The sequence below is a fragment of the Amycolatopsis sp. NPDC005961 genome (assembly GCF_040629235.1).
GTDB classification, from domain to species: domain Bacteria; phylum Actinomycetota; class Actinomycetes; order Mycobacteriales; family Pseudonocardiaceae; genus Amycolatopsis; species Amycolatopsis camponoti.
Genome location: NZ_JBEXVF010000080.1, coordinates 1 through 26680 on the forward strand (window position 1 = coordinate 1; position 26680 = coordinate 26680).

Annotated in this window: 27 protein-coding genes; 19 read left to right on the plus strand and 8 right to left on the minus strand. The window is 71.6% G+C overall.

The features are described 5' to 3' along the window. The 6 genes from ABZ342_RS41795 to ABZ342_RS41820 form a co-directional block, all read right to left on the minus strand. Positions 1–516 (minus strand): MlaD family protein (locus ABZ342_RS41795; RefSeq protein ID WP_360485570.1); only part of this gene is annotated, 516 nt, incomplete at its 3' end. Then, positions 513–1787 carry an MCE family protein gene (locus ABZ342_RS41800; RefSeq protein WP_360485573.1) on the minus strand — a complete coding sequence of 425 codons (1275 nt, stop codon included), beginning with the start codon at positions 1785–1787 and terminating at the stop codon, positions 513–515. The genes ABZ342_RS41795 and ABZ342_RS41800, both read right to left, overlap by 4 nt. Further along, positions 1784–2635: an ABC transporter permease gene (locus ABZ342_RS41805; RefSeq protein ID WP_155545165.1), complete on the minus strand. Its 852-nt coding sequence runs from the start codon at positions 2633–2635 to the stop codon at positions 1784–1786. The genes ABZ342_RS41800 and ABZ342_RS41805 overlap by 4 nt, the downstream gene beginning before the upstream one ends. Positions 2636–2637: 2 nt before the next feature. Then, on the minus strand, positions 2638–3432 hold the full coding sequence (locus ABZ342_RS41810; RefSeq protein ID WP_155545166.1) for an ABC transporter permease: 795 nt from the start codon (positions 3430–3432) through the stop codon (positions 2638–2640). 518 nt (positions 3433–3950) lie between these two features. After that, positions 3951–4943, minus strand: a complete 993-nt coding sequence (locus ABZ342_RS41815; protein WP_360485577.1) for an LLM class flavin-dependent oxidoreductase — start codon at positions 4941–4943, stop codon at positions 3951–3953. An 8-nt stretch (positions 4944–4951) separates the two neighbouring features. Continuing rightward, positions 4952–6325, minus strand: a complete 1374-nt coding sequence (locus tag ABZ342_RS41820) for an FAD-dependent monooxygenase (RefSeq protein ID WP_360485580.1) — start codon at positions 6323–6325, stop codon at positions 4952–4954. 100 nt (positions 6326–6425) lie between these two features. On the opposite strand from ABZ342_RS41820, the gene ABZ342_RS41825 reads away from it, so the two are divergent. The 3 genes from ABZ342_RS41825 to ABZ342_RS41835 all read left to right on the plus strand — a co-directional run bounded on the left by ABZ342_RS41825 (position 6426) and on the right by ABZ342_RS41835 (position 10941). After that, positions 6426–6629 (plus strand): helix-turn-helix domain-containing protein, encoded by a 204-nt coding sequence (locus tag ABZ342_RS41825; protein ID WP_360485583.1) that lies wholly within the window; start codon positions 6426–6428, stop codon positions 6627–6629. Between the two features lie 4 nt (positions 6630–6633). Next, positions 6634–7101 (plus strand): Clp protease N-terminal domain-containing protein, encoded by a 468-nt coding sequence (locus ABZ342_RS41830; protein WP_360485586.1) that lies wholly within the window; start codon positions 6634–6636, stop codon positions 7099–7101. 75 nt (positions 7102–7176) lie between these two features. After that, positions 7177–10941, plus strand: a complete 3765-nt coding sequence (locus tag ABZ342_RS41835; RefSeq protein ID WP_360485644.1) for a hypothetical protein — start codon at positions 7177–7179, stop codon at positions 10939–10941. A gap of 184 nt (positions 10942–11125) precedes the next feature. Here ABZ342_RS41835 and ABZ342_RS41840 read toward each other — a convergent pair whose 3' ends face one another. Next, entirely contained in the window at positions 11126–13240 is a 2115-nt protein-coding gene (locus ABZ342_RS41840) for an ATP-binding domain-containing protein (protein ID WP_360485589.1), read from the minus strand. A gap of 123 nt (positions 13241–13363) precedes the next feature. Here ABZ342_RS41840 and rsmD point away from each other — a divergent pair, with 123 nt between their 5' ends. From rsmD to ABZ342_RS41910, 14 genes are all read left to right on the plus strand, one after another. Continuing rightward, positions 13364–13921, plus strand: a complete 558-nt coding sequence (gene rsmD / locus ABZ342_RS41845; protein ID WP_360485592.1) for a 16S rRNA (guanine(966)-N(2))-methyltransferase RsmD — start codon at positions 13364–13366, stop codon at positions 13919–13921. Between the two features lie 58 nt (positions 13922–13979). Next, on the plus strand, positions 13980–14465 hold the full coding sequence (coaD, locus tag ABZ342_RS41850) for a pantetheine-phosphate adenylyltransferase (protein WP_155545171.1): 486 nt from the start codon (positions 13980–13982) through the stop codon (positions 14463–14465). Between the two features lie 130 nt (positions 14466–14595). Beyond that, complete coding sequence (locus ABZ342_RS41855; RefSeq protein ID WP_360485596.1) at positions 14596–15291, plus strand: ribonuclease domain-containing protein; 696 nt, start codon at positions 14596–14598, stop codon at positions 15289–15291. 67 nt (positions 15292–15358) lie between these two features. After that, positions 15359–15874: a SigE family RNA polymerase sigma factor gene (locus ABZ342_RS41860; RefSeq protein WP_360485599.1), complete on the plus strand. Its 516-nt coding sequence runs from the start codon at positions 15359–15361 to the stop codon at positions 15872–15874. Then, on the plus strand, positions 15874–16677 hold the full coding sequence (locus ABZ342_RS41865) for a hypothetical protein (RefSeq protein WP_360485602.1): 804 nt from the start codon (positions 15874–15876) through the stop codon (positions 16675–16677). The genes ABZ342_RS41860 and ABZ342_RS41865 overlap by 1 nt, the downstream gene beginning before the upstream one ends. A 114-nt stretch (positions 16678–16791) precedes the next feature. Beyond that, positions 16792–17520, plus strand: coding sequence for a DivIVA domain-containing protein (locus tag ABZ342_RS41870; RefSeq protein ID WP_155545175.1), 729 nt, complete (start codon positions 16792–16794; stop codon positions 17518–17520). Positions 17521–17627: 107 nt separating this feature from the next. Continuing rightward, on the plus strand, positions 17628–18230 hold the full coding sequence (locus ABZ342_RS41875; RefSeq protein ID WP_196425509.1) for a YceD family protein: 603 nt from the start codon (positions 17628–17630) through the stop codon (positions 18228–18230). Between the two features lie 70 nt (positions 18231–18300). Beyond that, positions 18301–18483 (plus strand): 50S ribosomal protein L32, encoded by a 183-nt coding sequence (rpmF, locus tag ABZ342_RS41880; protein WP_013223689.1) that lies wholly within the window; start codon positions 18301–18303, stop codon positions 18481–18483. A 13-nt stretch (positions 18484–18496) separates the two neighbouring features. Beyond that, positions 18497–19246, plus strand: coding sequence for a ribonuclease III (gene rnc, locus ABZ342_RS41885; RefSeq protein WP_196425510.1), 750 nt, complete (start codon positions 18497–18499; stop codon positions 19244–19246). Positions 19247–19336: 90 nt separating this feature from the next. Further along, positions 19337–20689, plus strand: coding sequence for a polysaccharide lyase 6 family protein (locus ABZ342_RS41890; RefSeq protein WP_360485607.1), 1353 nt, complete (start codon positions 19337–19339; stop codon positions 20687–20689). Positions 20690–20730: 41 nt separating this feature from the next. Beyond that, positions 20731–21600, plus strand: coding sequence for a bifunctional DNA-formamidopyrimidine glycosylase/DNA-(apurinic or apyrimidinic site) lyase (gene mutM / locus ABZ342_RS41895; protein ID WP_155545178.1), 870 nt, complete (start codon positions 20731–20733; stop codon positions 21598–21600). A gap of 59 nt (positions 21601–21659) precedes the next feature. Further along, the gene (locus ABZ342_RS41900; protein ID WP_155545179.1) at positions 21660–22094 is read left to right on the plus strand and encodes a helix-turn-helix domain-containing protein; all 435 of its coding nucleotides are present in this window, start codon (positions 21660–21662) and stop codon (positions 22092–22094) included. A gap of 236 nt (positions 22095–22330) precedes the next feature. Beyond that, a complete protein-coding gene (locus tag ABZ342_RS41905) occupies positions 22331–22900 on the plus strand; it encodes a hypothetical protein (protein WP_360485611.1) in 570 nt (189 codons plus the stop codon). Further along, the gene (locus ABZ342_RS41910; RefSeq protein ID WP_155545180.1) at positions 22897–24075 is read left to right on the plus strand and encodes an MAB_1171c family putative transporter; all 1179 of its coding nucleotides are present in this window, start codon (positions 22897–22899) and stop codon (positions 24073–24075) included. The genes ABZ342_RS41905 and ABZ342_RS41910 overlap by 4 nt, the downstream gene beginning before the upstream one ends. A 35-nt stretch (positions 24076–24110) precedes the next feature. Here the strand turns inward: ABZ342_RS41910 and ABZ342_RS41915 are convergent, their stop codons facing one another. Continuing rightward, the gene (locus ABZ342_RS41915; protein WP_360485614.1) at positions 24111–25013 is read right to left on the minus strand and encodes an SMP-30/gluconolactonase/LRE family protein; all 903 of its coding nucleotides are present in this window, start codon (positions 25011–25013) and stop codon (positions 24111–24113) included. Positions 25014–25120: 107 nt separating this feature from the next. Between ABZ342_RS41915 and ABZ342_RS41920 the strand changes: the two genes are divergently transcribed. Then, a complete protein-coding gene (locus ABZ342_RS41920) occupies positions 25121–25444 on the plus strand; it encodes a PadR family transcriptional regulator (protein ID WP_155545182.1) in 324 nt (107 codons plus the stop codon). Then, positions 25441–26658 (plus strand): hypothetical protein, encoded by a 1218-nt coding sequence (locus tag ABZ342_RS41925; RefSeq protein WP_360485617.1) that lies wholly within the window; start codon positions 25441–25443, stop codon positions 26656–26658. Before ABZ342_RS41920 ends, ABZ342_RS41925 begins: the two co-directional genes overlap by 4 nt. Positions 26659–26680: the final 22 nt, after the last annotated feature.

The window sequence follows — 26680 nt, forward strand, 5'->3', positions numbered from 1 at the left end:
GCCTTCGCCCTGCAGCACCTGGACGATCTCGCCGGAGAGCTCGTTGACGTCGTTCGGCGACAGCGCCTGGAACAGCGGCTTGAAGCCGTTGAACAGGTCGGTGAGGTCCAGGGCGGGGGTTGTGCGGTCGAGCGGGATCTCGCCGCCCTCGGGCAGCTGGTCGCGCGTGCCGGTGTTCCCGCGTTCCAGTGCGATGTACCGCTGGCCCACCATGTTGCGGTACTTGATGACCGCGTGGACGTCGGCGGGCAGCCGGCGGCCCTGGTCGAGGGAGAACCCGACGAGCGCGCGGTTGCGGTCGCTGATCTCGAGGGACTCGACCTGGCCGACGCGGACGCCGGAGATACGCACGTCGTCGCCGGCGTTGAGCGAGGTGGCGTCGAGGAACTTCGCCGTGTACCGCTGGGTGGCGCCGACGCCGGAGTTCGTGATGGAGACGGCCAGCAGCGTGGTCGCCAGGACGGTGATGACGATGAAGATCAGGCTCTTGATGAGCGGGGAGGCGATGTTCCTCACTTCAGCTTCACCTCCGTGCCGCGGTAGAGCGGCCCGACGAGCACGGAGCTCCACTCCGGGACCTGCGCGGCCGGCACGCCGATCGACGGTGCGACCAGCGTGGCCAGCAGCTGCTCCTCCTGCGGCGAGTTCGCGACACCGAGGTCGCCCTCGCCGCCGGTGAGCAGCGGGTGGCCGGCGCTGCCGGGGGCCGCGGCGGCGGTCCCCGTCGTCGGGGCGACACCGGAGGGGTAGCAGCGCGGCTCGCCGCCGCCGGTGAAGCGCGGGTCGTCGCGGCCGGGCAGGTACTTGCCGCTGTCGGCGGTCACCGAAATCTCGGCGTGCAGGCCGGGTTCGCCGCGGTCCGCGCCGAGGACCTTGTCCATGGATCCCTTCAGGGCACTCAGCGAGCTGATGGTGCAGGCGAAGCTGGGGGAGTACTTCGCGGCGACCTCGAGCGGCGCGCGGCTGTCGGCCGCCAGCGCGATGAGGTTGTCGCGGTTGTTCTGCAGGAAGTTCGTGACCTCCTGGGACGACGACGTCACCTGCTGGTAGACCCCGGCGAGGTCGGCCTGCTTCTCTTTGACGGTGTTCAGCGTGACCGCCGAGGAGGTGAGCGCGTCGAGCAGGTCGGGGGCGATGTCGCCGTAGAGGTGCGAAACCGTGGCCAGGTCGCGGATGTCCTTCGTGAGCGTCGGCAGGTCGGGGTTGAAGTCCTTCAGGTAGTCCGCGGCGGTGCCGATCGTCTGCCCGAGCTGTTCGCCGCGGCCCTGCAGTGCCGTCGACACCGCGGTCAGCGTCGTCGCGAGCTTCTGCGGCTGGACGGCCTTGAGCAGCGGCAGCAGGTTGTCGAAGACGCGTTCCAGCTCGATCGCGTTGGCCGAGCGGTCCTGCTCGATCGTGTCGCCCGCGGCGAGGTGCGGGGCCCGGACACCGTCCGGGATGGACAGCTGGACGTACCGCTCGCCGAACAACGTCTTGGGCACGAGCAACGCGGAAACGTTGCGCGGCAGCATGTCCACTTTGCCCGGCTCCAGGGCAAGCGCTATCTCGGCGCCCTGCGGCGTCGCCCGGACCTCGCGGATCTCGCCGACGAGCACCCCGCGGGCCTTGACCTGGCCGCCGGGGGACAGCTGGTTGCCGACGCGGCTCGCCTTGAGCGTCACCGGGACCGTGCTGACGAAGTCCTTGTCGTACACCTTGATCGAGAGCGTCACGAGCACGCCCATCACCACCAGGAACAGCACGCCCGCGGTGCGGATCCCGGCCTTGCGGCGGGTCTCCTGTCTCATCCGGCCACCTGCACGGTGGTCGTCGCGCCCCAGATCGCCAGGGACAGGAAGAAGTCGAGCACGCTGATCGCGACGATCGCGGTGCGCACCGCACGCCCGACCGCCACACCGACGCCGGCCGGGCCGCCGCTCGCCCGGAAGCCGTAGTAGCAGTGGGCCAGGACCACGACGACGCTGAAGACGAGCACCTTCCCGAACGACCACAGCACGTCGCCGGGCGGGAGGAACAGCAGGAAGTAGTGGTCGTAGGTGCCCGCGGACTGGCCGAAGAACCACACGGTGACCTGCCGCGAAGCGAGATAGCTCGACAGCAGCCCGATCGCGTAGAGCGGGATGACGGCGAGGAAGCCGGCGATCACCCGCGTCGTCACCAGGTACGGGACGCTCGGGATGCCCATGACCTCGAGGGCGTCGATCTCCTCGGAGATCCGCATCGCGCCGAGCTGCGCGGTGAAGCCGCAGCCGACGGTGGCGGACAGCGCGAGCCCGCTCACCAGCGGCGCGATCTCGCGCGTGTTGAAGTAGGCGGAGACGAACCCGGCGAACGCCGACGTCCCGACCTGGTTGAGCGCGGAGTAGCCCTGCAGGCCGACGACCGTGCCGGTGGCGACGGTCATCCCGATCATCACGCCGATCGTGCCGCCGATGACGGCGAGCGCGCCGCTGCCGAAGCTGACCTCGGCCAGCAGGCGCGTGATCTCGCGCAGGTACCGGTGGACCGCCCGCGGCGTCCACGCGATCGCGCGGAGGAAGAACAGGATCTGGTCGCCGAGGGTGTCGAGGAACCCGAACCGGCGGTCGACGGCTTCGCGCACGCGCGCGGTCTTGGGGACTTCCGTGGTCGTCACGTTCAGCTCCCCTTGGGCGGCACGAGTTGCAGGTAGACGGTGGTGAGCACGAGGTTCAGCACGAACAGCAGCAGGAACGTGATGACCACGGACTGGTTGACGGCGTCGCCGACGCCCTTCGGCCCGCCCTTGGGGTTCAGCCCGCGGTAGGCGGCGACGACCCCGGCGACGAAGCCGAAGATGACCGCCTTGATCTCGCTGATCCACAGGTCGGGCAGCTGGGCCAGCGCCGAGAAGCTGGCCAGGTACGCGCCCGGCGTCCCGTGCTGCATGATCACGTTGAAGAAGTAGCCGCCGAGCACGCCGACGACGCTCACCATGCCGTTGAGGAAGATCGCGACGCCCATGGCGGCGAGCACCCGCGGCACGATCAGCCGCTGGACGGGCGAGACGCCGAGGACCTCCATGGCGTCGATCTCTTCGCGGATGGTGCGCGAGCCGAGATCGGCGCAGACGGCGCTTCCTCCCGCGCCGGCGACGAGCAGCGCGGTGACGATCGGGCTGGCCTGCTGGATGATCGCGAGCACGCTGGCCGCGCCGGTGAAGGACTGCGCGCCGATCTGCGTGGTCAGCGACCCGATGTGCAGCGCGATGACCGCGCCGAACGGGATCGAGACCAGCGCCGTCGGCAGGATCGAGACGCTCGCGATGAACCAGAACTGCTGGATCAGCTCACGCAGCTGGAACGGGCGGCGGAACGTCAGCCGGACGACGTCGAGGCCGAGCCCGTAGAGCCGTCCGGTCTGCCGCAGCGCGGCGGCCCCGGGGAACGACGGCGTCGTCGTCCGTTCGGCCATTCGTGTGCCTCCCCAGCCGTTTCGGCGGCACGCCGAACGCACCCGAGATGAGCAAGGGGAAATGGTCCGAACGGCGTAATAATGGACGGCCATTCACGGTCTCGGGGGTCACCGTGCCGGTTCCTACTGGTCGGTACGTTAACCACGGCCTTGTTGGGAGACAAGAACTTGAGCAGGATCACGCGGTCACGGGCTGGTAACCGCGCATTTCTTGTCCGGCGTTGACAAACGGACTCGATCTTGTTGTCAAAGAAGGAAAAGAAATTCCCGTCCCGAATGCGGGAGGTGTGGGGTGTTACCCATTTCCGTCCGGACGGGACACCGCCGAACGGAGGACACGGTAAGCCTGGTGCGTGCCGTCCGTCCAGGGGGTACCCAGCCGGACGACACGCGTACACCGGCGGACGACACGCGTACGCGGATGGACGACACGCGGGGCAGGTGGGCGCCCGCCGTGTCGTCCGGCCAGGTACGCGTGTCGTCCCGCTGGGTACGCGTGTCGTCCGTCCGGGTCCGGGTCAGGACTTGAGGCCGGCCAGCAGCTCGTAGGAGCGGACGCGGTCCGCGTGGCCGTGGACCATGGTCGTGACCATCAGCTCGTCCGCGTCCGTGTCGGCCAGGAGCTGTTCGAGTCCCTTGTGGACCGTCTCCGGCGAGCCGACGATGCTCGAGCCGAACCGCTCGGCCAGGAACGCGCGGTCCATCTCCGTGTACGGGTATTCGGCGGCTTCCTCCGGCGTCGGCAGCGCGATCGGGCGGCCGCGGCGGAGACTCAGGAACGTCAGCCCGGACGGCCCGGCCAGGAACTGCGCGCGGTCGTCGGTTTCCGCGGCGACCACGGACACGCCGAGCATCACGTACGGCTCGTCGAGCACCCCGGGCCGGAAGTTCTCGCGGTAGAGCTGCACGGCCGGGATCGTGTTCTCCGCGGCGAAGTGGTGCGCGAACGAGAACGGCAGCCCGAGCCGCCCGGCCAGCTGCGCGCTGAAGCCGCTCGAACCCAGCAGCCACACCGGCGGCTGGTTGCCCTCGGCCACCACCGCGTTGACGCCGCGCGCCTCGGAGTGGGTGAAGTAGCCGACCAGCTCCTGCAGGTGCTCCGGGAAGTTCTCCGCGGACAGCCCGCCGGGGCCGCGCAGGGCGAGCGCCGTCCGCTGGTCGGTGCCCGGCGCGCGGCCGATGCCGAGGTCGATGCGGCCCGGGTGGAACGCCTCCAGCGTGCCGAACTGCTCGGCGACCACCAGCGGCGCGTGGTTGGGCAGCATGATCCCGCCCGACCCGACGCGGATGCGCTCGGTCGCGTCGGCGACGTGCCCGATCAGCACGACGGTGGCGGAGCTGGCGATGCCGGGCATGTTGTGGTGCTCGGCCAGCCAGTAGCGGTGGTAGCCCAGCCGCTCCGCGGCACGGGCGAGGTCGAGGGTGTTTCGCAGCGTCTCGCCGACGGTGTTCCCCTCGGAAACGGGGGACAGGTCGAGCACGGACAGCGGTACGTCAGGCAGTGAGCTCACAACCGGGGTCAACGCCCCGGTGCCGTCATTGCTTCCCGCAACGCCGCCGGATCGTCGCCGCTGAACACGATGACGCCGTCCGGCCGCGCCAAAAGCGCGTCGGCCGGGGCTTCCGGGCAGTCCGCCGTGACGATCTTCACGTCCGGGCCGGCGGCTTCCCGCAGGTCGGCGCGGCCGGCGAAGTCGAACAGCACCGGACGCGCCGCGCGCATGACCTCGGCCACGCGGGTGGCGCGGCCGCCGACGGTCAGCGGCAGGTCGGGGACGTACGGCAGCTCGTCGGCGTCCCGCAGCAGCCCGGCCAGGTGCCGCGTCGCCGGGGGAAGGGCCGCCAGCTCGCCGAAGAGCGTCCGCAGGGCGTCGCCGTCTTCGCCGGTCAGGCGGTCGAGCAGGGCCTGGACGCGGGTCTGGGTCAACGTCCGCGCGGCGACCGGGTGCCGTTCGGCGTGGTAGCTGTCGAGCAAGGACTCGCCGGCGGCCCCGCGCACGACGGCGGCGAGCTTCCAGCCGAGGTTGACCGCGTCCAGCAGCCCGACGTTGAGCGACGAGCCGCCGGCCGGGAAGACGTGCGCCGCGTCCCCGGCCAGGAACACGCGCCCGGCGCGGTACCGCTCGGCGAGCCGGGCGGAGCTGACCGTCCGCGAGAGCCACAGCGGCTCGCCCAGCGCCAGGTCGGTGCCGAGCACGCGCCGCACGGCGGCCCGGAACTCCTCGAGCGTCGGCTCCCCGGCCGGTTCCGGCGCGACCTCCCGGACGCCGGCGATCAGGACGCCCGGGGTCAGTGACGTCACCAGTACGCGCCCGCCGGGCCGCCGGTTCCAGCCCCGCCGCAACTCCGAAGTGAAGAGGGGCAGGTCCGTCCGGAAGTGCCCGAGGCGCATCAGCTCGTCGTCGGTGGTGCCGGGGAACCCGATCCCGGCCAGCTCGCGGACGCGGCTGTGCGCGCCGTCGCAGCCGACGACGTACCGCGCGCCCAGGCGGTAGGAGCCGTCCGGGCCGCGGACGGTGTCGAGGTCGGCCAGCTCGTGACCCCGCCGGATCTCGGCGCCGAGCTCGACGGCGCGCTCGGCCAGCAGGGCTTCCATCCGCGGCTGCTGCAGCATCAGGCCGCGCATCGGCGTGTCCAGCCCGGCGAAGTTCAGGGGCACCGGCCCGAAGGGGAACCCGGGGAACGGCCCGGCGAACGCCGCCTCGGCGCGGAACCTCGCCAGCAGGCCGCGGTGGTCCAGCTGCTCGACGATCCGGCCGCCGAGCCCGTTCGCCCGTGGCCGCTCGTCCGGGGTGGCCCGCCGCTCCAGGACCACGACCTCGGCCCCGCCGAGCCGCAGCTCCGCCGCCAGCATGAGGCCCACCGGGCCCGCGCCGATCACCGCGACATCCATGACGTCCTCCTCGTGTCAGGTGGGGGCTCCGGGTGGCGAAGCCTCGGATACTGCTGTCAGTTTGAACTGACGGATGACTGTCAGGCTAGACTGACACACCATGGAAGCGGTAGAGCTTTCCGGGCGGATCTCGGAAACCGACCCCGCGGTCGCGCTGCGGGCGGTCGGCGCGCTGCACCGGCTGGCCGAGCAGGTCGAGGCGGCCGCCGTCGCGCACGCGCGGGAGCGCGGCTGGTCGTGGGAGCAGATCGGGGACGCCCTCGGCGTCGCCCGCCAGTCCGTGCACGCGAAGTACGGGAAGTGAGGCCGTGGTGCTCGATCGGCTGATCGCCAAGAGCCCGTTCGCCGTGGTGGTGACGGCGGCCCTGGAGGAGTCCCGCCGCCGCGGCGACCGGCGGCTCGGCACCGAGCACCTGCTGCTCGGTCTCCTCCGCGACCCGGAGTGCGCGCGGGCCCTCGGCACGGACGTCGAGGAGGCTCGCGCGGCCCTCGACCGCCTCGACCGCGCGGCCCTGGCGGCGCTCGGCATCGAGGTGGAAGGGCTGCGGCCGGCGGAGGTCCCGGTGAAGCGCGGCCGGCTGACCCCGGGCGCGCTGACGTCGAATGCCCGTGCGGTCGTCAACGAAGCGATTCGCGGGAAGCCGCGGGAGCCCGTCGAACTGCTGCGGGCGCTGCTGAAGGTGACCCCGCCCGATCCGGCCGCCGACCTGATGGCGGAGCTCGGCGTCGACGCCGCGGCCGTTCACCGACGGCTGGTTTCGCCGAACGAACCCTGACCCGCGGCGGCACCCGATACGGTTGGGGAAGAACCGGCGGAAAGGGAGGACGAGGTGCCGCGTCCGGAGCGCCCCTTGGATCCGGGCGACGACCCGCTCACCGAATTCGCCGCCGATCTCCGGCGTTTGCGGGAGAGCGCCGGGAATCCGACGTACCGCGAGCTCGGCCGGCGCGCGCACTACTCGGCCGGGACGCTTTCGGAGGCCGCCGGCGGGCGGAAACTCCCCAGCCTGGCCGTGACGCTGGCCTACGTCCGGGCCTGCGGCGGAGTGCCCGGCGAATGGGAAGAACGCTGGCACGCCGTCGCCGGCGGAGCACGCGGCGACGGTGATGATTCACCACCCGAGCCGGAAAGCGGGGAAAAGCCGCCGTACGTCGGGCTGGGCGCATTCGGCCCTGCCGACGCGAGCCGATTCTTCGGCCGTGAGCGGCTGGTCGAAAAGCTCGTCGGGCGCCTTTCGAGACAGCGTTTTCTCGCCGTCCTCGGCGCGTCCGGTTCGGGGAAGTCCTCATTGCTGCGCGCCGGCCTGCTGCCGTCGGTGAAGGACCCGGTCGTGCTGCTCACCCCGGGCGCCCGGCCGCTGCAGGAGTGCGCCGTCAAGTTCGCCGCGGCGCTCGGCCTCGCGCCCGGCGCGCTGCTCGACGACTTCACTGCACACCCGCGCAACCTGGGGCTCGCCGCCCGGCAGCTCGCCGACGCCGAGGACACCGACGTCGTCGTGATCGTGGACCAGTTCGAAGAGGTCTTCACCCTCTGCCAGGACGAAGAGGAACGCGCGCGGTTCGTCGGCGCGCTCGTCACCGCGACCACCGAGCCCGGCAGCCGCACCCGGGTCGTCCTCGGCATCCGCACCGACTTCTACACCCACTGCGCGCGGCACGCGGACCTCGCCGAAGCCATGCAGGACGCGCAGGTCCTCGTCGGCCCGATGACCACCGAGGAGCTCCGGCAGGCGATCTCGCGGCCCGCGGTCGACGCCGGGTACCGCGTCGAGAACGCGCTGGTCTCGCGGCTCGTCGCGGACGCCACCGGCCAGCCCGGTGTGCTGCCGCTGCTCTCGCACGCGCTCCTCGAAACCTGGCGGCGGCGGCGCGGCACCACGCTCACCCTGACCGGGTACGAGGCCGTCGGTGGCATCGAGCGGTCGGTCGCGCAGACGTCGGAGGGCACCTTCGCGACGCTCTCGGCGCGTCAGCAGCGGCTGGCGCGGCAGATCTTCCTCCGGATGACCGCGCTCGGCGAAGGCACCGAAGACACCAAGCGCCGGATCAGCCGCACCGAGCTCGACACCGACGAAGAGGACACCGCCGTCGTGCTCGGCGAGCTGGCGTCGGCGCGCCTGGTCACCCTGGACGACACCGGCATCGAGATCGCCCACGAGGCCCTCATCCGCGGCTGGCCGCGGCTGCGCGAATGGCTCACCGAGGACCGCGAAGGCCTGCGCGTCCACCGGCAGCTCACCGAGGCGACCGACGCCTGGGAGTCCGTCGAGGAGGACCCCGGCTGGCTCTACCGCGGCACGCGGCTGGCCATCGCGCGGGAGTGGGCCGCGCGCCAGGACACCGCGCTTTCCCGGCGGGAACGGCGGTTCCTCGACGCCAGCCTCGCCGTCGAACACGCCGAGCAGGAGCGCGACCGCCGTCGCACGCGGCGGCTGCGGCAGCTCGTCGCGCTGCTCGCCGTGCTGCTGGTGTTCGCCGTCGCGGCCACGGCGTACGCCGTGCGCGCCGAGAACACCGCCACCGGACAGCGCAACAGCGCGCTCGCCCAGAAGGTCGCCGGCCAGGCGCTGGCCATGCGGGCCACCAACCCCGCGCTGGCCGCGCAGCTCGCGCTCGCCGCGTACCGCCTCGACCCCGGCGCCGACGCGCGCAGCAGCGTGCTCGGCACGTTCGCGACGCCGTACTCGACCCGCGTCACCGGGCACACCGGCCGGGTCAACACCGTCGCCCTCCGCCCGGACGGGCAGGTCCTGGCCACGGCCAGCTGGGACGGCACGGCGCGCCTGTGGGACGTCCGCGACCCGCACCACCCGGTCCCGCTCGGCGTCCTCGCCGGGCACGCCGGCAACGTCAACAACGTCGCCTACAGCGCCGACGGCCGGACCGTGGCCACCGCCGGGTTCGACGGCACCGTCCGGGTGTGGGACGTCGGCGACCCGGCACGGCCGGGGCCCGGGGTGGTCGTCGAGCAGCACGCGGGCAAGGCGTACGCGGTCGCGTTCAGCCCGGCCGGGCCGCTGCTCGCGACCGGCGACGTGGCCGGCACGCTCCGGCTGTACGACACCACCGACCCGGCCCGCCCGCGGCCGGCGGGGGAGCTGACCGGGCACACGTCCTACGTCAACAACCTCGCCTTCAGCGCCGACGGCCGGCTGCTCGCGTCCGCCTCGGCCGACAAGACCGCGCGCGTCTGGGACGTCGGGGCGCGGAGCCCGCTGGGTGTCGCGACCGGGCACACCGGCGTCGTCCACTCGGTCGCCTTCAGTCCCGACGGGCGCACCCTCGCCACGGCGAGCGCCGACGAGACGGCGCGGCTGTGGGACCTCACCGATCCGGCCGCGCCCGCGCAGCTGTCGTCCCTCGTCGCGCACAAGGCGATCGTGCGGTCGGTCGCGTTCGGCCCGGACGGGCACACCCTGGCCACGACGGGCTTCGACCGCACCGCGCGGCTGTGGGACGTCGCCGACCCGCGGCGACCGCGCGAGCTGTCATCCCTGCCGGGGCACACCGGCGCGGTCGGCTCGGTGGTGTTCACCCGCGACGGCCGCACCCTCGCCACGGCCAGCGACGACCAGACCGCCCGGCTCTGGGACCTGCCCGGTCCCGCGATCCCCGCCCACACGGCGCAGGCGTGCCACGCCGCGTTCGGCCGCGGCGTGCTCGCCACCGGCGGCTACGACCGGGTGGTCCGGCTGCACGAATTCGCCGACGCGGGCGCGCCCCGGACCGTCGCCACGGTCGGCGGGTTCGGCGACGCGGTCTGCGGCGTCGCGATCAGCCCGGACGGCCGGACGCTGGCCACCGGCAGCTGGGACCACACGATGACGCTGCGGGACATCTCCGACCCCGCCCGCCCCGGGCCACCGGTGGTGTTCGCGCGGCCGCACGACGACATCGACGCCGTCGCGTTCAGCCCGGACGGGAAGCTGCTCGCCACCGCGGGCGACGGCCACACGGCCCGGCTCTGGGACCTCGCCGACCGCCTGCACCCGGTGGAGATCGCCCGGCTGGACGGGCACGAAGACGACGTCCACACGCTCGCCTTCAGCCCCGACGGCCGGACGCTGGCGACCGCGGGCTGGGACCACACCGCGCGGCTGTGGGACGTCTCGGTGCCGCGGACCCCGCGGTCGCTCGCCAAGCTCGAAGGCCACACCGACACGATCTTCTCGGTCGCGTTCAGCCCGGACGGCCGGACGCTGGCGACGGCGGGCGCCGACCGGATGATCCGCCTGTGGGACGTCTCCGACCCCGCCGCCGCGCACGGGTCGGGCATCCTCGCCGGGCACACCGACATCGTCATGTCGGTGGCGTTCGGCGGCGACGGCCGGGTGCTGGCCTCCGGCAGCTACGACCGCACGGTCCGGCTGTGGGACGTCGCCCGGCGCGAGCCGTACGCGGTGCTGCCCGAGGAGGGCGACCGGGTCTACGCCGTGCAGTACGCCCCGGACGGCCATACGCTGGCGGGCACGGTCGCGGACGGCACGGTCCGGTTCTCGGAGACCGACCCCGACCGGGCGGCGGCGAAGATCTGCGCGGTCGCGGCACCCCGGATCACCGCGGCGGAGTGGTCGGCGAACCTCCCGGGCATCGGCTACGCCCCGCCCTGCCCGTAACGAGTTGTCCGGTGTTGTTGTTCGGTGCCGGCACGCGGACACCGAACAACTTTTGTCCAGTAGACATGCCCTCGGACGAGCTCCGTCCCACGAGACGTTTCTTGACCGGGGGTCTGAAGGGCCCCTTCAAGGGCACGGGAACCTGCCTCCCGCCCCTCGAAGGGGCCCTTCAGCGTGTCCGGGGTCAGCCGCCCGGGATCCAGTCCGGGTTCGAGGCCAGCACGATCAGCTGCTGCGTCGCCCGGGTCAGCGCCACGTACAGCACCCGCCGCCCGGTCGTCGACTCGCGAATCAGGTCGTTCGGCTCCACGAGCACCACCGCGTCGTACTCCAGGCCCTTCGAATCCAGGCTGCCGACGACCTTGAGCCGCTCGTCCGCCTGCCCCGACAGCCAGCCCGTGACCTCCGGCACCCGGTCCATCGCCGTGATGACGCCGACCGTGCCCTCGACCGCGCCCAGCAGCTCCTTCACCGCCGCCTGCGTCGCCGGCGCCAGGCCCGCCGCCTCCACCGGGCGGACGTCCGGCTCGACGCCCGTCTTGCGCACCGCCACCGGCAGCTCGCCCGCCTCCGCGTGCCCGGCCACCACCTTCGCCGCGAGGTCGAAGATCTCCGCCGAGTTCCGGTAGTTCGTCCGCAGCGTGAACCGCCGCCGGGCCGTCTTGACCCCGAACGCCTGGTCCCGCGCCTGGGCCGCCTCCGCCGGGTCCGGCCACGAGCTCTGCACCGGGTCGCCGACGACCGTCCAGCTCGCGTACTTCCCGCGCCGGCCGACCATCCGCCACTGCATCGGCGACAGGTCCTGCGACTCGTCGACGACCACGTGCGAGTACTCCTCGTAGTGCTCGGGGCGCGTCGGGGCGCCGCCGGAGCGCTGCGGCTCCACCTCGAGCACCTGACGGCGCTTGCGCTTCGGCGGTGTCCCGATCAGCACGCGCAGCTCGTCGAGCAGCGCGACGTCCGCGATCGACCAGCCCCGCGACCGGTCCGCGAGGTCCGCGGCCAGCAGCGAGATCTCCTGCCGGTTCAGGACGCCCTTCGCGACCGACGCCAGCCGCTTCTCCTCACCCAGCCACTTCAGGATCTGCGCCGGGTACAGCACCGGCCACCACACCACCAGGAACCGGTGGAAGTCGATCCGCTCGCCGAGGTCGGTGATCAGCTCGGCCCGCTCGAACGGCTTGCCGTCGGCCTTCGCGTACTCCTCGGCCTTCGCGGCCAGCGCGTCGAGCAGCAGCTCCGCCGCCCGGATCCGCGACCGGTTCGGCGGCGCGCCCTGGGTGTGGGCCTTGCGGCGCACCTTCTCCAGCTCGCGAGCGTTCAGCCGCAGCACTTCGCCGCGGTAGACGATCCGCATCTCCTCCGGCGCTTCCGGCGGGGTGTCCCGCAGCGCCCGCAGCAGGATCTTCCGCATCCGCAGCGACCCCTTGATCGCGGCCAGCGGCGCCGCGTCCTGCCGCGTCGCCTCCAGGCCGTCGAGGACCTCGCCGAGCGCGCGCAGCTCGACGTTCGTCTCCCCCATCGAGGGGAGGACGCGCGAGATGTAGCTGGTGAACACGCCCGAAGGCCCGATCACGAGCACGCCGGCCCCGCCCAGCTGACGGCGGTAGCGGTAGAGCAGGTAGGCCGCGCGGTGCAGGGCGACCGCGGTCTTGCCGGTGCCCGGGCCGCCGGTGATCTCGGTGACCCCGCGCCACGGCGCCCGGATGACCTCGTCCTGCTCCTTCTGGATGGTCGCGACGATGTCGCGCATCTTCTCGCCGCGCGAGCGCCCCAGCGCGGCCATGAGCGCGCCTTCGCCGACGATCTGCATGTCCTCGGGCACGGCGTCGGCGATCAGCACGTCGTCGTCGACGTCGAGGACGTTCTGACCGGAGCAGCGGATCACGCGCCGCCGCACGACGTCCATCGGTTCCTCGGCCGTGGCCTGGTAGAACGCGGCCGCGGCCGGCGCGCGCCAGTCCGTGACGAGGTTGTCGAACTCGGCGTCGCGGATGCCGAGCCTGCCGACGTAGTTGCGTTCCCCGTCACGGTCGTCGAGCCTGCCGAAGACGAGCCCCTCGTACTCGGCGTCGAGCGTCTGGAGCGTCTGGTTCGCGTGGTAGACCATCATGTCGCGCTCGAACAGCATCGACGCCTGCTCGAAGATCGCCTCGCGCTGCGCGCCCTGGCCGATCTCGTAGCCCTTGGTGCGCATCGCCTCGGCCTGGGTGCGCAGTTCGTCCAGACGGGTGTACACGCGATCGACGTGGGCTTGTTCGATGGCGATCTCGGCCCGTCTGACCCGAGGTTCCGACACGCATGGCTCCTTGACAGCTCTGGATCGCCTCCGAGGGCGAAGAACGACTCTACGCGTTGGCTCCGGCGGGCACACCGATGTCCCGGCCATCAGTGCCGCGTGTCATCCCCGCACAATCAAGGGGTGACCAGGATCGTGGCCGGGACGGCGGGCGGGCGGCGGCTGAAGGTGCCGCCGAAGGGCACCCGGCCGACGTCGGAGCGTGTGCGGGAAGCCCTGTTCAACGCCCTGGAGACGGCGGGCGAGCTGGACGGCGCCCACGTCCTCGACCTCTACGCGGGCTCCGGTGCCCTCGGTCTCGAAGCGCTCTCCCGCGGGGCGGCGGACGCGCTGTTCGTGGAGGCCGACCGGCGCGCGGTGGACGTCCTGCGCGGCAACGTCGCGGCACTGGGCCTGGGCGGCACGGTCCGCGCCGGGCAGGTCGAGACGGTGGTCGCGGCCCCCGCGCCCCGGCCGTACGACCTGGTGCTGGCCGACCCGCCGTACGCCGTGGACGCGGCCGCGCTCGGCAAGGTGCTGGCCTCGCTGGCGGCGGGCGGCTGGCTGGGGGAGGCGGCGCTGGTCGTCGTCGAGCGCGCGGCCCGCGACGGCGAGCCGGACTGGCCGGCGGCCTTCGAGCCCTCGCGCGCGAAGAAGTACGGCGACACGGCGGTCTTCTGGGCGGACTACCGCAGTTCGTGACGCGGCCCACGCGCGGCAGAGCGGGCGCCGCGACCTGCGGCACGGTAGCGTCCGCGCCATGCGGCGTGCGGTCTGTCCCGGTTCCTATGATCCGGCCACCAACGGGCACCTCGACATCATCGAGCGGGCGAGCATCCTGTTCGACGAGGTCGTCGTCGCGGTGGGGGTGAACAAGAGCAAGAAGGGCCTCTTCGAGATCGAGGAGCGCCTGGAGATGCTGCGGAAGATCACCTCGAAGCTCCCGAACATCCGGGTGGACTCGTGGGAAGGCCTGCTGGTCGACTACTGCCGCGAGAACGACATCGCGGCGATCGCCAAGGGCCTGCGCTCGGTCAGCGACTTCGACTACGAGCTGCAGATGGCGCAGATGAACCGCGAGCTGACCGGCGTCGAGACGCTGCTGATGGCGAACAACCCGGCGTACGGGTTCGTGTCCAGCTCGCTGGTCAAGGAGGTCGCGGCCCTCGGCGGCGACATCGAGCACCTGGTGCCGGCCGTCGTCTACGAACGCCTCTCGGAGAAGTTCCCGAAGCTCGGCCGCTGACCCTCCACAAGGGATTTTTCAATCCGGGTCAGCCGGATGGACCGCGACCTTGGTCGGAACTTCGCCCCACCCCGCTGTGAGTTCACTTCGGCGCCTTCTGACGATCATCCGATCGGGTTACGGTCCGAAAATGACCAACTACCGATCACGCCTGGTCGCGGTCCTTTTCGCGCTCCTGGCCATGCTGTCCACAGGGGTCACCGCCGCCGACGCGGCGGCTCCGGCCGTCGCCGCCCAGAACGCCTGCGGGAACCTCTCCGGGTTCTCTCACACGACCCTCTCGGCCCTGCCCGCCGAGGCGACGACGACGTACAACCTGATCCGGAAGGGAGGCCCCTTCCCATACCCGCAGAACGACGGCGTCGTCTTCGACAACCGGGAGGGCATCCTCCCGTCCTGCGCGTCGGGCTACTACCACGAGTACACGGTGCCGACGCCCGGCGCGAGCAACCGCGGCACGCGGCGCATCATCACCGGCTCGGGCGGCGAGTACTTCTACACCGGTGACCACTACGCCACCTTCAAGGTCATCGACATCAGCGGCGGCGGCACGACCCACGCCTGCGGCGACCTTTCCGGCTTGACGAAGATCGGCTACTCGCAGCTGTCGGCGGCGGCTCGCACGGTGGTCGACAACGTCCGCGGCGGGGCGACCAGCAGCACGACCTACGAGAACCGCGAAGGCGTCCTCCCGGCCTGCGCGTCCGGCTACTACAAGCTCTTCACCGTCGGCACGAACGACCGCGTGATCTCCGGCAAGGCGGGCGAGCTGGCCTACACGCCCGACCACTACGTCACCTTCAAGCGGATCGACCTGAATTCCTGAGTTCCCGTGCAACGCGCCGCGCTTCCCCGCCCGTGAGTACCGGTGGAACATCGGACGGGGAGGCGCGATGCGGTCTGGGAACGAGGCGGGGTTCCGGGAGTTCGCCAGGGAACGGGCGCTGCCGCTGCGGCGGACGGCGTTCCTCCTGTGCGGTGACTGGCACCTGGCCGAAGACCTCGTCCAGGTCGCGCTCATCAAGCTCTACCGGGTCTGGCCGAAGGTCGCCCGGACGGGGCCCGTCGACAACTACGCGAGACAGGTCCTGCTCCGCTGCTGGCTCGACGAGCGGCGGCGACCCTGGCGGCGCAACGAGCGTCGCGACGGCGTCGTCCCCGAAGAGCCGCGGTTCGATCCGGCCGACGCCGGCATCTCCGGTGACCTGCTCCGCGCCCTCGCCGAGGTTCCGCCGAAACAGCGCGCGGCCGTCGTGCTCCGCTACTGCGCCGATCTCCCGGTCGCCGACGTCGCGAAGGCACTGCGCTGCTCGGAAGGAACCGTCCGGAGCCAAGCCGCGCGCGGGCTCGAAGCGCTGCGCGCGGCTTTGACGCGGCTGGAGTCCTCGGCCGCGGAGAGGAGCGTGTGATGACCGACCTGGAGACCAGGCTGCGCGAGGTGGTGCTCGCCGAGCCTCCCCTCGGGTTCGACCCCGACGACGTCGCGACGAAGGCGGCGAAGCGGCTTCGCAACCGCCGCGCGACCGTGGCGACCGTGGCCGTGACGCTGGGGATCGCCGGCGCCGCGGTCGTGGCGCTGCGGCCGTCACCGCCGCCGCCCACACCCCCGGCGGCGACGTACCTGCCGCCGGTGATCGTGGTCAAGCCGCCGCAGCAGCCGCAGACCCCGCTGGAACTGCGGAACCTGGCGCACCTCGAGGAAGTGCTGCCCGCGGTGATCCCGGGTGCGCGCAAGATCGTCATCGACAGCTTCTACAGCATGGGTGGCGAGCTGCACGCCGACGAGATGAGCACGAGCATTTCCTTCGTCGACCACGAGGGGAAGGGACACAGCTTCACCCTCGCGATCCTGGGGAAGCTCACGGTGGCGCGGAACACGCTGCCGGTGTCGCAGGCGTGCCCGCCGGGCGGCCGGATGCGGTGCGACAGGATCCCCCGGCCGGACGGCAGCACGGTCGTGATCTCGGAGGTCTCCGAAGGAGGACTGCCGGGCGCGCCGCCGTCCACCACGGTGGCCGGGCGCGCGGCCGCCCACTACCGCGTCGACGGCACCTCCGTCGACGTCAGCGACCTCGGGCGGGTCGCCCCGATGACGGCGGCCGAGCTGGGCCTCCCCGCTCCGCGGATCGACGCCCCCGCCGGGGACGGGCTCGTGCTCGACGACCGGCAGCTGATCGCGCTCGTCACCGATCCGGGGTTCGTCGCCCAGTAGGGGGACGCCGGCGCCGGGTGTGGTCCAGGGGGACACGCCCGGTGCCGGTGGCGTTCACCGGTTCCGCGCGGAAAACGGGCAGACTGATCTCAGCGACAGGGGATTGGAGTTGCCGTGTACCGGGTTTTCGAGGCGCTCGACGAGCTCGTCACCATCGTCGAGGAGGCGCGCGGCGTCCCGATGACGTCCAGCTGCGTGGTGCCCCGCGGAGACGTCCTCGAACTCCTCGACGACGTCCGCGACGCACTGCCGGCGGAGGTCGACGACGCGCAGGACGTGCTCGACAAGCGTGACGACCTGATCCACGCCGCCCGCAAGGAGGCGGGGGAGACGGTCGCCGGCGCGAACGCCGAGGCCGAGCGCGCGATCGCCGATGCCACCGACGAAGCCGAGCGCATCCTGGCCGACGCCCGCGCCCGCGCCGAGCAGATGCTCGCCGACGCGCACGACCAGTCCGACCGCACGGTCGCGGCGGGCCAGGCCGAGTACCAGAACCTCACCGACCGTTCGCGCGCCGAGTCCGAGCGCATGATCCAGGCCGGCCGCGACGCCTACGACCGCGCCATCGAGGACGGCCGTCTCGAGCAGTCCCGGCTGGTCGCGCAGACCGAGGTCGTCCAGGCGGCGCACGCGGAGTCCGCGCGCATCGTCGACGAGGCCCACGCGGAGGCCGACCGCCAGCGCGCGGACTGCGACGCGTACGTGGACGGGAAGCTCGCGGAGTTCTCGGAGCTGCTGGCGACGACGCTGCGGACGGTCGACTCGGGCCGCAACCACCTGCGCTCCCCGGCGAATCTGCCGAGCTCGGGTGGCCGGCCGACGCTCTACGACTACCAGGTGTGACGAGTCTCTCACCTCTCGCGGGACGCCGTCCGCGCCTCGCCCGGTAGGTCCGACCTGCGCGGGTGCCAGCTCGAAAGGGGTGGCACCCGGTGCGTACTCTGGACTGGATGTCCGAGAACAAGACCCCCCAGCTCGACGACCGCAGCCCCTGGGTGATCGACACCCGGGAGCTCGGCCGTCACGCCGGCCTGAGCCGCGCCCTCACGCGCAGCGTGCCGGTGGAGACGCCCCTCGGCGTCCCCGATGTCATCACCATCGACGCGGGCTCCGAGCTCAAGCTCGACCTGCTGCTCGAGTCCGTCGTCGAAGGCGTCCTGGTCAGCGGCACCGCCACGGCGACCGCGAAGGGCACCTGCGCGCGCTGCCTCGACCCGCTGACCGAGGAGGTCGAGGTCGAGGTCCAGGAGCTGTTCGCCTACCCGGGCTCGGCCACCGAGGAGACCACCGACGAGGACGAGATCCCCCGGTTGATCGACGACCGGATCGACCTCGAGCCCATAGTGCGCGACGCCGTCGTGCTCGCCCTGCCGCTGGCGCCGCTGTGCACCGAAGACTGCGCCGGGCTCTGCATCGACTGCGGCGTCAAGTGGGCCGATCTCGAGCCCGGACACGGGCATGAGAAGATAGACCCTCGGTGGGCCGCACTGGTCGAGCGCTTCGACGAGAATGCGGGCGAGCAGCCTGCGCCGGGTCCCGCCGAGCAAGCCTGACGAGCGCCCCAGCTCGTTGCGGAGGAAGTTCGCTCGCACCGCGAGCAGACCGTCTTAAGGAGATCTACTCGTGGCCGTCCCGAAGCGGAAGATGTCGCGATCCAACACGCGCTCCCGCCGCAGCCAGTGGAAGGCGGCTCCGGTGCAGCTGGTGCCCTGCTCCAACCGCGCCTGCAAGCAGCCGAAGCTCCAGCACATCGCGTGCCCGTCGTGCGGCCAGCACAACGGCCGCCAGGTCGTCGAGCCCGCCTGATCGGGTAGCCGACATGGGGGGCAAGACGCCCGGGGGACCACCAGCCGATCCGGCGCCGTTGCTCGAAGCGCTCGGGGTCACACTCGACCCCGAGCTGCTCGAGCTGTCGCTGACCCACCGTTCGTACGCGTACGAAAACGGGGGCCTGCCGCCGAACGAGCGGCTGGAGTTCCTCGGTGACGCCGTGCTCGGCCTGGTCGTCACCGATCACCTGTACACCACGCATCCCGACCTGCCCGAAGGTCAGCTCGCGAAGCTCCGCGCCAGCGTCGTCAACATGCACGCGCTGGCGCGGGTCGCCCGCGGGCTCGGCGAGGGCGGGCTCGGGGCGCATCTGCTGCTGGGCAAGGGCGAAGAGCTCACCGGCGGGCGGAACAAGGCGAGCATCCTCGCGGACGGCCTGGAAGCCGTCATCGGGGCCGTCTACCTCGAACACGGCATCGAGATCGCCCGCAAGCTCGTGCACCACCTCTTCGACGGCCTGCTCGCCGAAGCCCCGTTGCGCGGCGCCGGTCTCGACTGGAAGACCAGCCTGCAGGAGCAGACGGCGTCGGCCGGTCTCGGCGTGCCCGAGTACCGCGTCGAGGACACCGGTCCGGACCACCGCAAGGAGTTCACGGCCACCGTGCTCGTCGCCGGCCGCCCGATGGGCAACGGCAACGGGTCGACGAAGAAGGAAGCCGAGCAGAAGGCCGCCGAGACGGCTTGGCGCTCGCTGTCGGCCGAGCTCGAAGCCGAGAAGAAGGACGAACCGGAGTCCTGATCACCGGGAACCTCCGTTGACGATTTCCCGAACCGCTCAGTAGCGTGTGGCGATCCGCCGCGCTCGTACCTGACTGAGAGGTTTGGCGGAATGCGTCTGTTCTTCGTCCCCTTGCTCGCGGTGGCGCTTTTCGTCGTGCCCGGACCGGCGGCCTCGGCCGCGCAGGTCCGCGTCACGTCGCTTTCGGCGCTGCAGTCCGCTGTGGACAAAGCGAACCCCGGCGACACGATCGTGCTCGCCGACGGCTCCTACTCCGCGGGCTCGACGCTGTCGATCAAGCGGTCCGGCACGAGCGCCGCGCCGGTGACCGTCGCCGCGGAGCACACCGGCCAGGCCACGATCACCGGCTCGAAGACGTTCGCCTTCGCGAGCGGCGTCTCGAACGTCGTGCTGCGGGGGTTCAAGTTCCGGGGCAGCGCGAAGCTGAGCGTCCCGGCCGGCGCGCCGGGCAACCGCTTGACCCGCAACGACTTCCAGCTCTCGACCGACGGCAACTGGGTGACGGTCAGCGGCGACGACACCGTCGTCGATCGCAACGTCTTCCAGAACCGCACCACCCAGGGCGTGTTCCTGCAGATCCTCGGGCCGTCCGGCGCGATGGCCAAGCACGTCCACGTGCACCACAACTACTTCTACAACCACCAGTTCAGCGGCTCGAACGGTGGCGAGTCGATCCGGCTGGGCCTCAGTGACCACCAGTCGTACACGGCCGACGCGCTGATCGAGAACAACCTGTTCGAGAAGGCGGACGGCGACAGCGAGGCGATCTCCGTCAAGTCGTCGGACAACGTGGTGCGGTACAACACGATCCGGGACAGCAAGGGCTACATAGTCCTGCGCCACGGCAACCGCAGCACCGTCGAGGGCAATGTCCTCTTCGGATCGGGAATCCGGTTCCACGGGAACGACCACAAGATCGTGAACAACTACGTCGCGAACTCCGGCGACCGCGCGATCGTGTTCGGGTCCGGCGACGAGGCCGACAGCGGGCCGACCAGCAAGCTCCACGATCGACCCGATCGGGTGACGGTCGCGTACAACACGGTGCTGGGCTCGAAGAGCGTGATCGACGGTGACGGCGGCGACTTCAAGCCGAAGGACTGCGTGGTCGCGGACAACATCGTCAAGGGGACGTCCGGCCCGCTCGTGACGCTGCCCGGCGGGTCGACGGTGAAGTACGAAGGCAACATCACCTTCGGCGGGTCGGCGGGGATCCCGTCCCGTTCGGTGGACCCGAAGCTGGTGAAGGACGCGGCCGGGCTGTACCGGCTGGCGTCGGGGAGCCCGGCGATCGACGCGGGCGTGGGTTCGTACCCGTTCGCGGCGAAGGACTTCGACCTGCAGTCCCGTTCGGGCGCTTTCGACGTCGGGGCTGACGAGTTCCTCGCCGGCGCCACCCGCGTTCCGCTGACGAAGGCCGACGTCGGACCGGCCGCTCCGTAGCCTTCGCGAAAACTGTCGTACCTCACGGGCACAATGAACGCATGCCCGAACTCCCCGAGGTCGAAGTCGTCCGCGTGGGCCTCCAGGCGCACGTCGCGGGCCGGACCATCCGCGAGGCGGAGGTCCTGCACCCGCGCGCCATCCGCCGGCACGCGCTGGGCGCGGAGGACTTCACGAAGCGACTGGCCGGCACGCGCGTCGAGGCCGCGCGGCGCCGCGGCAAGTACCTGTGGCTGGAGCTGTCCGACAAGGAGGCGCTGCTGGCGCACCTCGGGATGAGCGGGCAGATGCTCGTCCAGCCCGAGGGCGCGCCGGACGAGAAGCACCTGCGCGTCCGGCTGCGCTTCGACGACGACGGTCCTGAGCTGCGCTTCGTCGACCAGCGGACGTTCGGCGGCCTGGCGCTCGACGACCTCAGCGACATCGGCAGCGAGGTGCTGCTCCCGGACACGATCGCGCACATCGCGCGCGACCCGATGGACCCGGCGTTCGACCTCGACGCGGCGGTGCGCGCGCTGCGGTCGCGGCGCACCGAGGTCAAGCGGGCGCTGCTGGACCAGACGCTGGTGTCGGGCATCGGCAACATCTACGCGGACGAGGCGCTGTGGCGGGCCCGCCTGCACTGGTCCCGGCCGACCGAGAAGCTGACCCTGGCCAAGGGGCGCGAGCTGCTGTCCGCGGCGTCGGACGTGATGAACGCGGCGCTGGGCGCGGGCGGGACCTCATTCGACGCGCTGTACGTGAACATCAACGGCCAGTCGGGGTACTTCGACCGGTCGCTGGACGCGTACGGCCAGGAGGGGCTGCCGTGCCACCGGTGCGGCACGGCGATCCGGCGGGAGCCGTTCATGAACCGGTCGTCGTTCTCGTGTCCACGGTGTCAGCCACGCCCTCGGGCCAAACTTGGGTAGATAAATGGTGTTCAGCTTTCAGCTAAGATGAATGTGCCTGGTAGCTGAGGGAGTGCATCGTGGCCAAGGAGCCCGGAAAGTCGACGCTGGCCGACAAGATCGACCGGCTGTTCCACGTGGTCCGCAGGCCCGATCGGGAGCCGTACAGCAACGAAGAGGTCGCGAAGGCCTGTCGCGAGGCAACAGGCGAGAGCTTCTCGACGACGTACTTGTGGCAGCTGCGCACGGGCCGCCGTGACAACCCGACGAAGCGTCACCTCGAGGCACTGGCCCAGTTCTTCGGAGTGCCTCCGGCATACTTCTTCGACGACGAGCAGAGCACGAAGATCGCCGAGGAGCTGGCCCTGCTGGGCGCCCTTCGCGACGCGGGGGTCCGCGACCTGGCCCTGCGCGCGGTGACCCTGTCGGCGGACGGACTGGACACGATCAGCGACATGGTCGACGCGATCGCCCGGAGGGAGGCCGGTCGCGGCGGACCGAAGAAGGAGGCCTGAGGTGACGGCGTTCGCGATGCCGGGCACAGCGGGATTCGCCGAGGTCGAGCGGCCAGACGCCGGCTTGCGCGGGAAGTCGCGCAGCCGGTCGCGCTCTCTCGCGAGCCATCGAAGCGCCACCTCGTCCGCCGACCCGGAAACCGTGCGACCGATCTTGCTCCTTCCGCGTATCCCCGCCGACGTCGCCGCGTTGAACCGGCCGGAGCCGTGGGGTCGCGGCGTGAGGGAGGGCTGACGTGGCGCGAACGTCGTGGCGGCGGAGACCGGGACGGGTGCTGTGGAAGCGGGCCCGGGAGGTCGCCGACGCCGTCACCCTGCCGGAGCCCTTCGATGCCGAGACGTTCGTCGCGAGCCTGGCCGCCGAGCGGGGGCGGCCCATCGAGCTCATGCCCGTCAGCGCGCCCGAAGGCGCTCCGTGCGGGCTGCTCATGAGCACCGAACGCGCCGACTACATCCTCTACCCGACCACCACCACCGCCCTGCACCGGCAGCACATCCTGCTCCACGAGGTCGGCCATTTGCTCTGCGGCCACACCGGCCCGGCCGGCGGCGCGGACGGTGTCGCCCTCGACGCCGCCGCCGGGCGGCAGCTCATGCCGAGCCTCTCGCCCGAGCTGGTCCGGCGCGTGCTCGGCCGCACCACCTACACCGAGGTCGAGGAACGCGAAGCCGAACTGGTCGCGAGTTTGCTCGCCCAGCGCGTCGTCCGGCCCGGGGAGCCGCGCGAGCTCGCGCCCGACGCCCCGGACGGCCTGCGGCGCTTCGACTCCCTCTTCGGCGGCCGGTCCCGCCGCCGGGCGCCGTGATCGAGACCCTGGCCTACCACCTGTGCCTGGTCGGGTTCGCCGGGTTCGGGTACAAGCTCGTCGAGGCGCGCCGCAGCCAGCCGGTGCGCACCATGTGGCTGCTCGCCGGGTTCGGCATCTGCATCGCCACCGGCATCCTCGTGCTGACCCCGGCGATGGCCGCCCTCGCCGGCCCGGGCCCGGTGGCCGAGTGGGTCCTCAGCCTGGCCGGCGACGAGCTGAAGCTGGGCGCGATCGGCTTCGCCGTGGCGTTCACGCAGTCGGTGTGGCGCGGCGAAGGCGCCCGGCTCGCCCCGCACGCGCTGTTCACCGGCGCGTCGATGGTGCTGCTCGCGGTGTGCTTCACGCTCTCGAAACCGCGGCGCGTCGGCGACGACACGGTCTTCTCCGACGCCGGCGTCGGGTTCGCCCTGGCCGACAAGATCGTCTTCCTGGCCTACAGCCTGATCAGCCTCGGCCTGCTGATCGCGGTGTTCGGCCGCAGCGCGTGGCACGCGGAGCCGGGCCCGCTGCGCACCGGGCTGTGGCTGCTGGTGGTCGGCGTGGGTGCCGCGTTCGCGTGGACGTTCTGGGACATCGACGACGTCCGCCGCCTCGCCGAGACCGGCCGGATCGGCGCCCGCGAGGACCTGCCGTCCTCGGTGCTCGCGGCGGCCACGATCGGGTTCGTGACGGCCGGCGCGACGCTCAGCGCGTGGTCGCCGGCGGTGACGTCGGTGATCGGCCGGGTGCGGGCGTACCGGGCCTACCGCCGCATCGAGCCGCTGTGGACGGCGTTGCGCGCGGCGGTGCCGGGCATCGCGCTGGACCCGGGCCGCGAGCTGACGGGCGGCGCCGAGTTCGCGCTGTACCGCAGGGTGATCGAGATCCGCGACGGTCACCTGGCGCTGCGCGCCCACTTCGACCCGGACCTCCCGGCCCGCGCGGAGACGGCGGCCCGCCGGGCGGGAGTCCCGGAGGCCGACCTGGCCCCGACGGTCGAGGCGGTGACCCTGGCCGCGGCGATCGAGGCGGGCCGCCAGGGACGCCGCTTCGAGCCGGGCCAGACGGAGCCCGCGCCCCTGGCGGAAGCGGACGCGGACGTCGGCGCCGAAGCGGCCTGGCTGGTCCGGGTGAGCCGGGCCTGGCAGCGCGACGCGGTGGTCGAGCGCCTCCGGACGAGCGCGCTCGGCTGAGCGTCAACGCAACCGAGGCCACCTCGGCGTGCCCGTCAGCGCGGGTAGCGTGCTCCGCTCACCGTCACCCGGAGCGTGTACAGCGAGCTGGAAGCGGTGATGAACAGGTCGTTCCCGCGCGGGCCGCCGAACGTGAAGTTCGAGCAGATCTCCGGTATCCGCAGCTTGCCGATCCGGGTACCGTCCGCCGCGAAACAGTGCAGACCGTCGTGGGCCGCCGCCCAGAGTCGGCCTTCGCTGTCCACCCGGACTCCGTCGAACACGCCGTTGTCGCACGTCGCGAACACCGATCCGCCGGTCAGCGCGCCGTCGGGGCCCACCTCGAACACCCGGATGTGGCTGGGTTTCTGCCGCGTGTCCACTATGTACAGCAGCGACTCGTCGGCCGAGAACGCCAAGCCGTTGGGCCGGGAGAAGTCGTCCGCGACGATCCGCACGTCACCCGAAGGGGAGATGCGGTACACGTGGCACGCCCCGATCTCGCTCTCCGCCTGGTACCCCTCGTAGTCACTGTCGATGCCGTAACTCGGGTCGGTGAACCAGACTGACCCGTCCGAGTGCTCGACGACGTCGTTCGGGCTGTTGAAGCGTTTCCCCTCGAACTCCGACGCCAGCACGGTGATCGTCCCGTCGTGCTCGGTGCGCGTCACCCGCCGGCGGCCCTGCTCGCAGCTGATCAGCCGTCCGTGGCGGTCGACAGTGTGGCCGTTCGAGTACTCGGACGGCTGACGGAAGACGCCGACCCGGCCCGTCGTCTCGTCCCAGCGCAGCGTGCGATCGTTCGGGATGTCGCTGAACACCAGGTAGCGGCCGGCCGGGAAGTAGGCCGGCCCCTCCGTCCAGCGGCAGCCGGTGTGCAGGCGCTGCATCCACTCGTCGCCGTTGACGCGCGCGAAGCGCTCGTCCAGCACCTCGAAGTCCGTCTTCACCAGATCCATCGATCACCCCTCATGAGATTCCCCGGCAAGTATGGCGGCTGGCCCTCCGCCGTGCGCACTACTGCGCAATGCGTGGTACCTTTCCAAGCGTAAGACTGGAGGGTGCAGTGGAGATCAGTCAGCTGCTCAAAGGGGTGCTCGATCTGGCCGTGCTCGCGGTGCTCCGCGAGGAAGACGGCTACGGGTACGACGTCCTGCGAAGACTCAGGGGCGCCGGCCTGCACGAGGTGGGGGACGCGTCGGTGTACGGGACGTTGCGCAGGCTCTACAAGGCCGGCCTGCTCACCTCGTACGTGGTGCCCAGCGAAGAGGGCCCGCACCGCAAGTACTACAGCCTGAACGAGCCGGGCCGGCTCCGCTTGGCGGAGTCGGGCAAGACCTGGCAGAGCTTCGCATCGACGATGAACATGCTTTTGGGAGAGGCAGCATGAGCGACAAGCCGACCGCCGTGCGGGTTTATCTGGCGCGGGTCCGCACCGCGCTCGCCGACCTGCCCGCGAGCGAGATCGAAGAGATCCTCGAAGACGTCCGCCCGCACCTGACGGAGCTGGAGGCCGAGCTGGGGGAGGGGGCCCGCGTCGAGGCCCTGATCGAACGGCTCGGCACGCCCGAAAGCTACGCCGCCGAGCTGCGCGCCTCGGGTGGGTACCCGCCGGCGGCCGAAGGCGCGACGCAGGTGCTCGCCGCGACCAGGAACCCGAGCCTCGCGAAGCCGCGGATCGCGTTCTGGGGCCTGGTGCTCTGCGCGGTGGCGCTCGCGCTGTTCGCGTTCGCGGCCGCCGTCCGCGTCGACCCCGACGGGCTGCTGGGCGCGGTGCTCTTCCTGCCGGTGTTCCTGATCAGCCTGTTCCTGCTGCTGAAGGGCGGGGTCGAGCCGGTGCTCGCGCTGCCGGAGGTGGTGTGGCTGCGGCGGACGCTGAACAAGGGGCGGCAGCAGGAGGACTCGGGCAAGGCGCTGAGCTACCTCGCTTCGCTCAAGCCGGCCTGGTGGATCGTGTGCGCCGTCGTGCTGCTCGCCTTCGGGCTGCTCCTCATGCTGCGCTCGCGCACCGCGGTGCTGCTGCTGCCGTTCCTGCTCGTCGCGGGCGGCGCGGCCGTGTGGGCGGGCCCGCGGCTGCGCGGCGACCGGCGGCTGCTGTGGGTGACCGTGCCGATCTCGGCGTTCGTCATCGGCGGCATCCTGGGCGGGTTCGGCGCCGCGGTCGACCTGATCTCGAACCGGAACTCCTACTCGAACTCGCCGTCGTACTACCAGACGTCCGACCGGTACGGCAACGACCAGCTGACCTACGGCAACCACGAGATCGAGAACGTCTACGCGTTCGACGCCGAGGGCAAGCCGCTGACCGAGATCTACCTCTACGACGAAGAGGGCCGGCCGCTCACGGTGACCCGCTACGGCTGCGAGCGCTCGAGCGGCACCAAGGAGAAGATCGGCGCGGACAACCGGTTCCCGCGGCCGAAGATCGAGCAGGGCGTCACCGACGACCAGGGCAACTACAACGGCTACAACGGGTACCGCTCGTCCTGCCGCGAGAACGCGGGCGTGCCGTTCAGCGCGGCGATCCCGAAGGTGACCGCGCCTTCTCCGTCGAGCACACCGACGTCTTCGTCCGCGCCGGCCACGCCGACGCCGACGAAGTAACGGGGGAACGAACGCCGGGAGC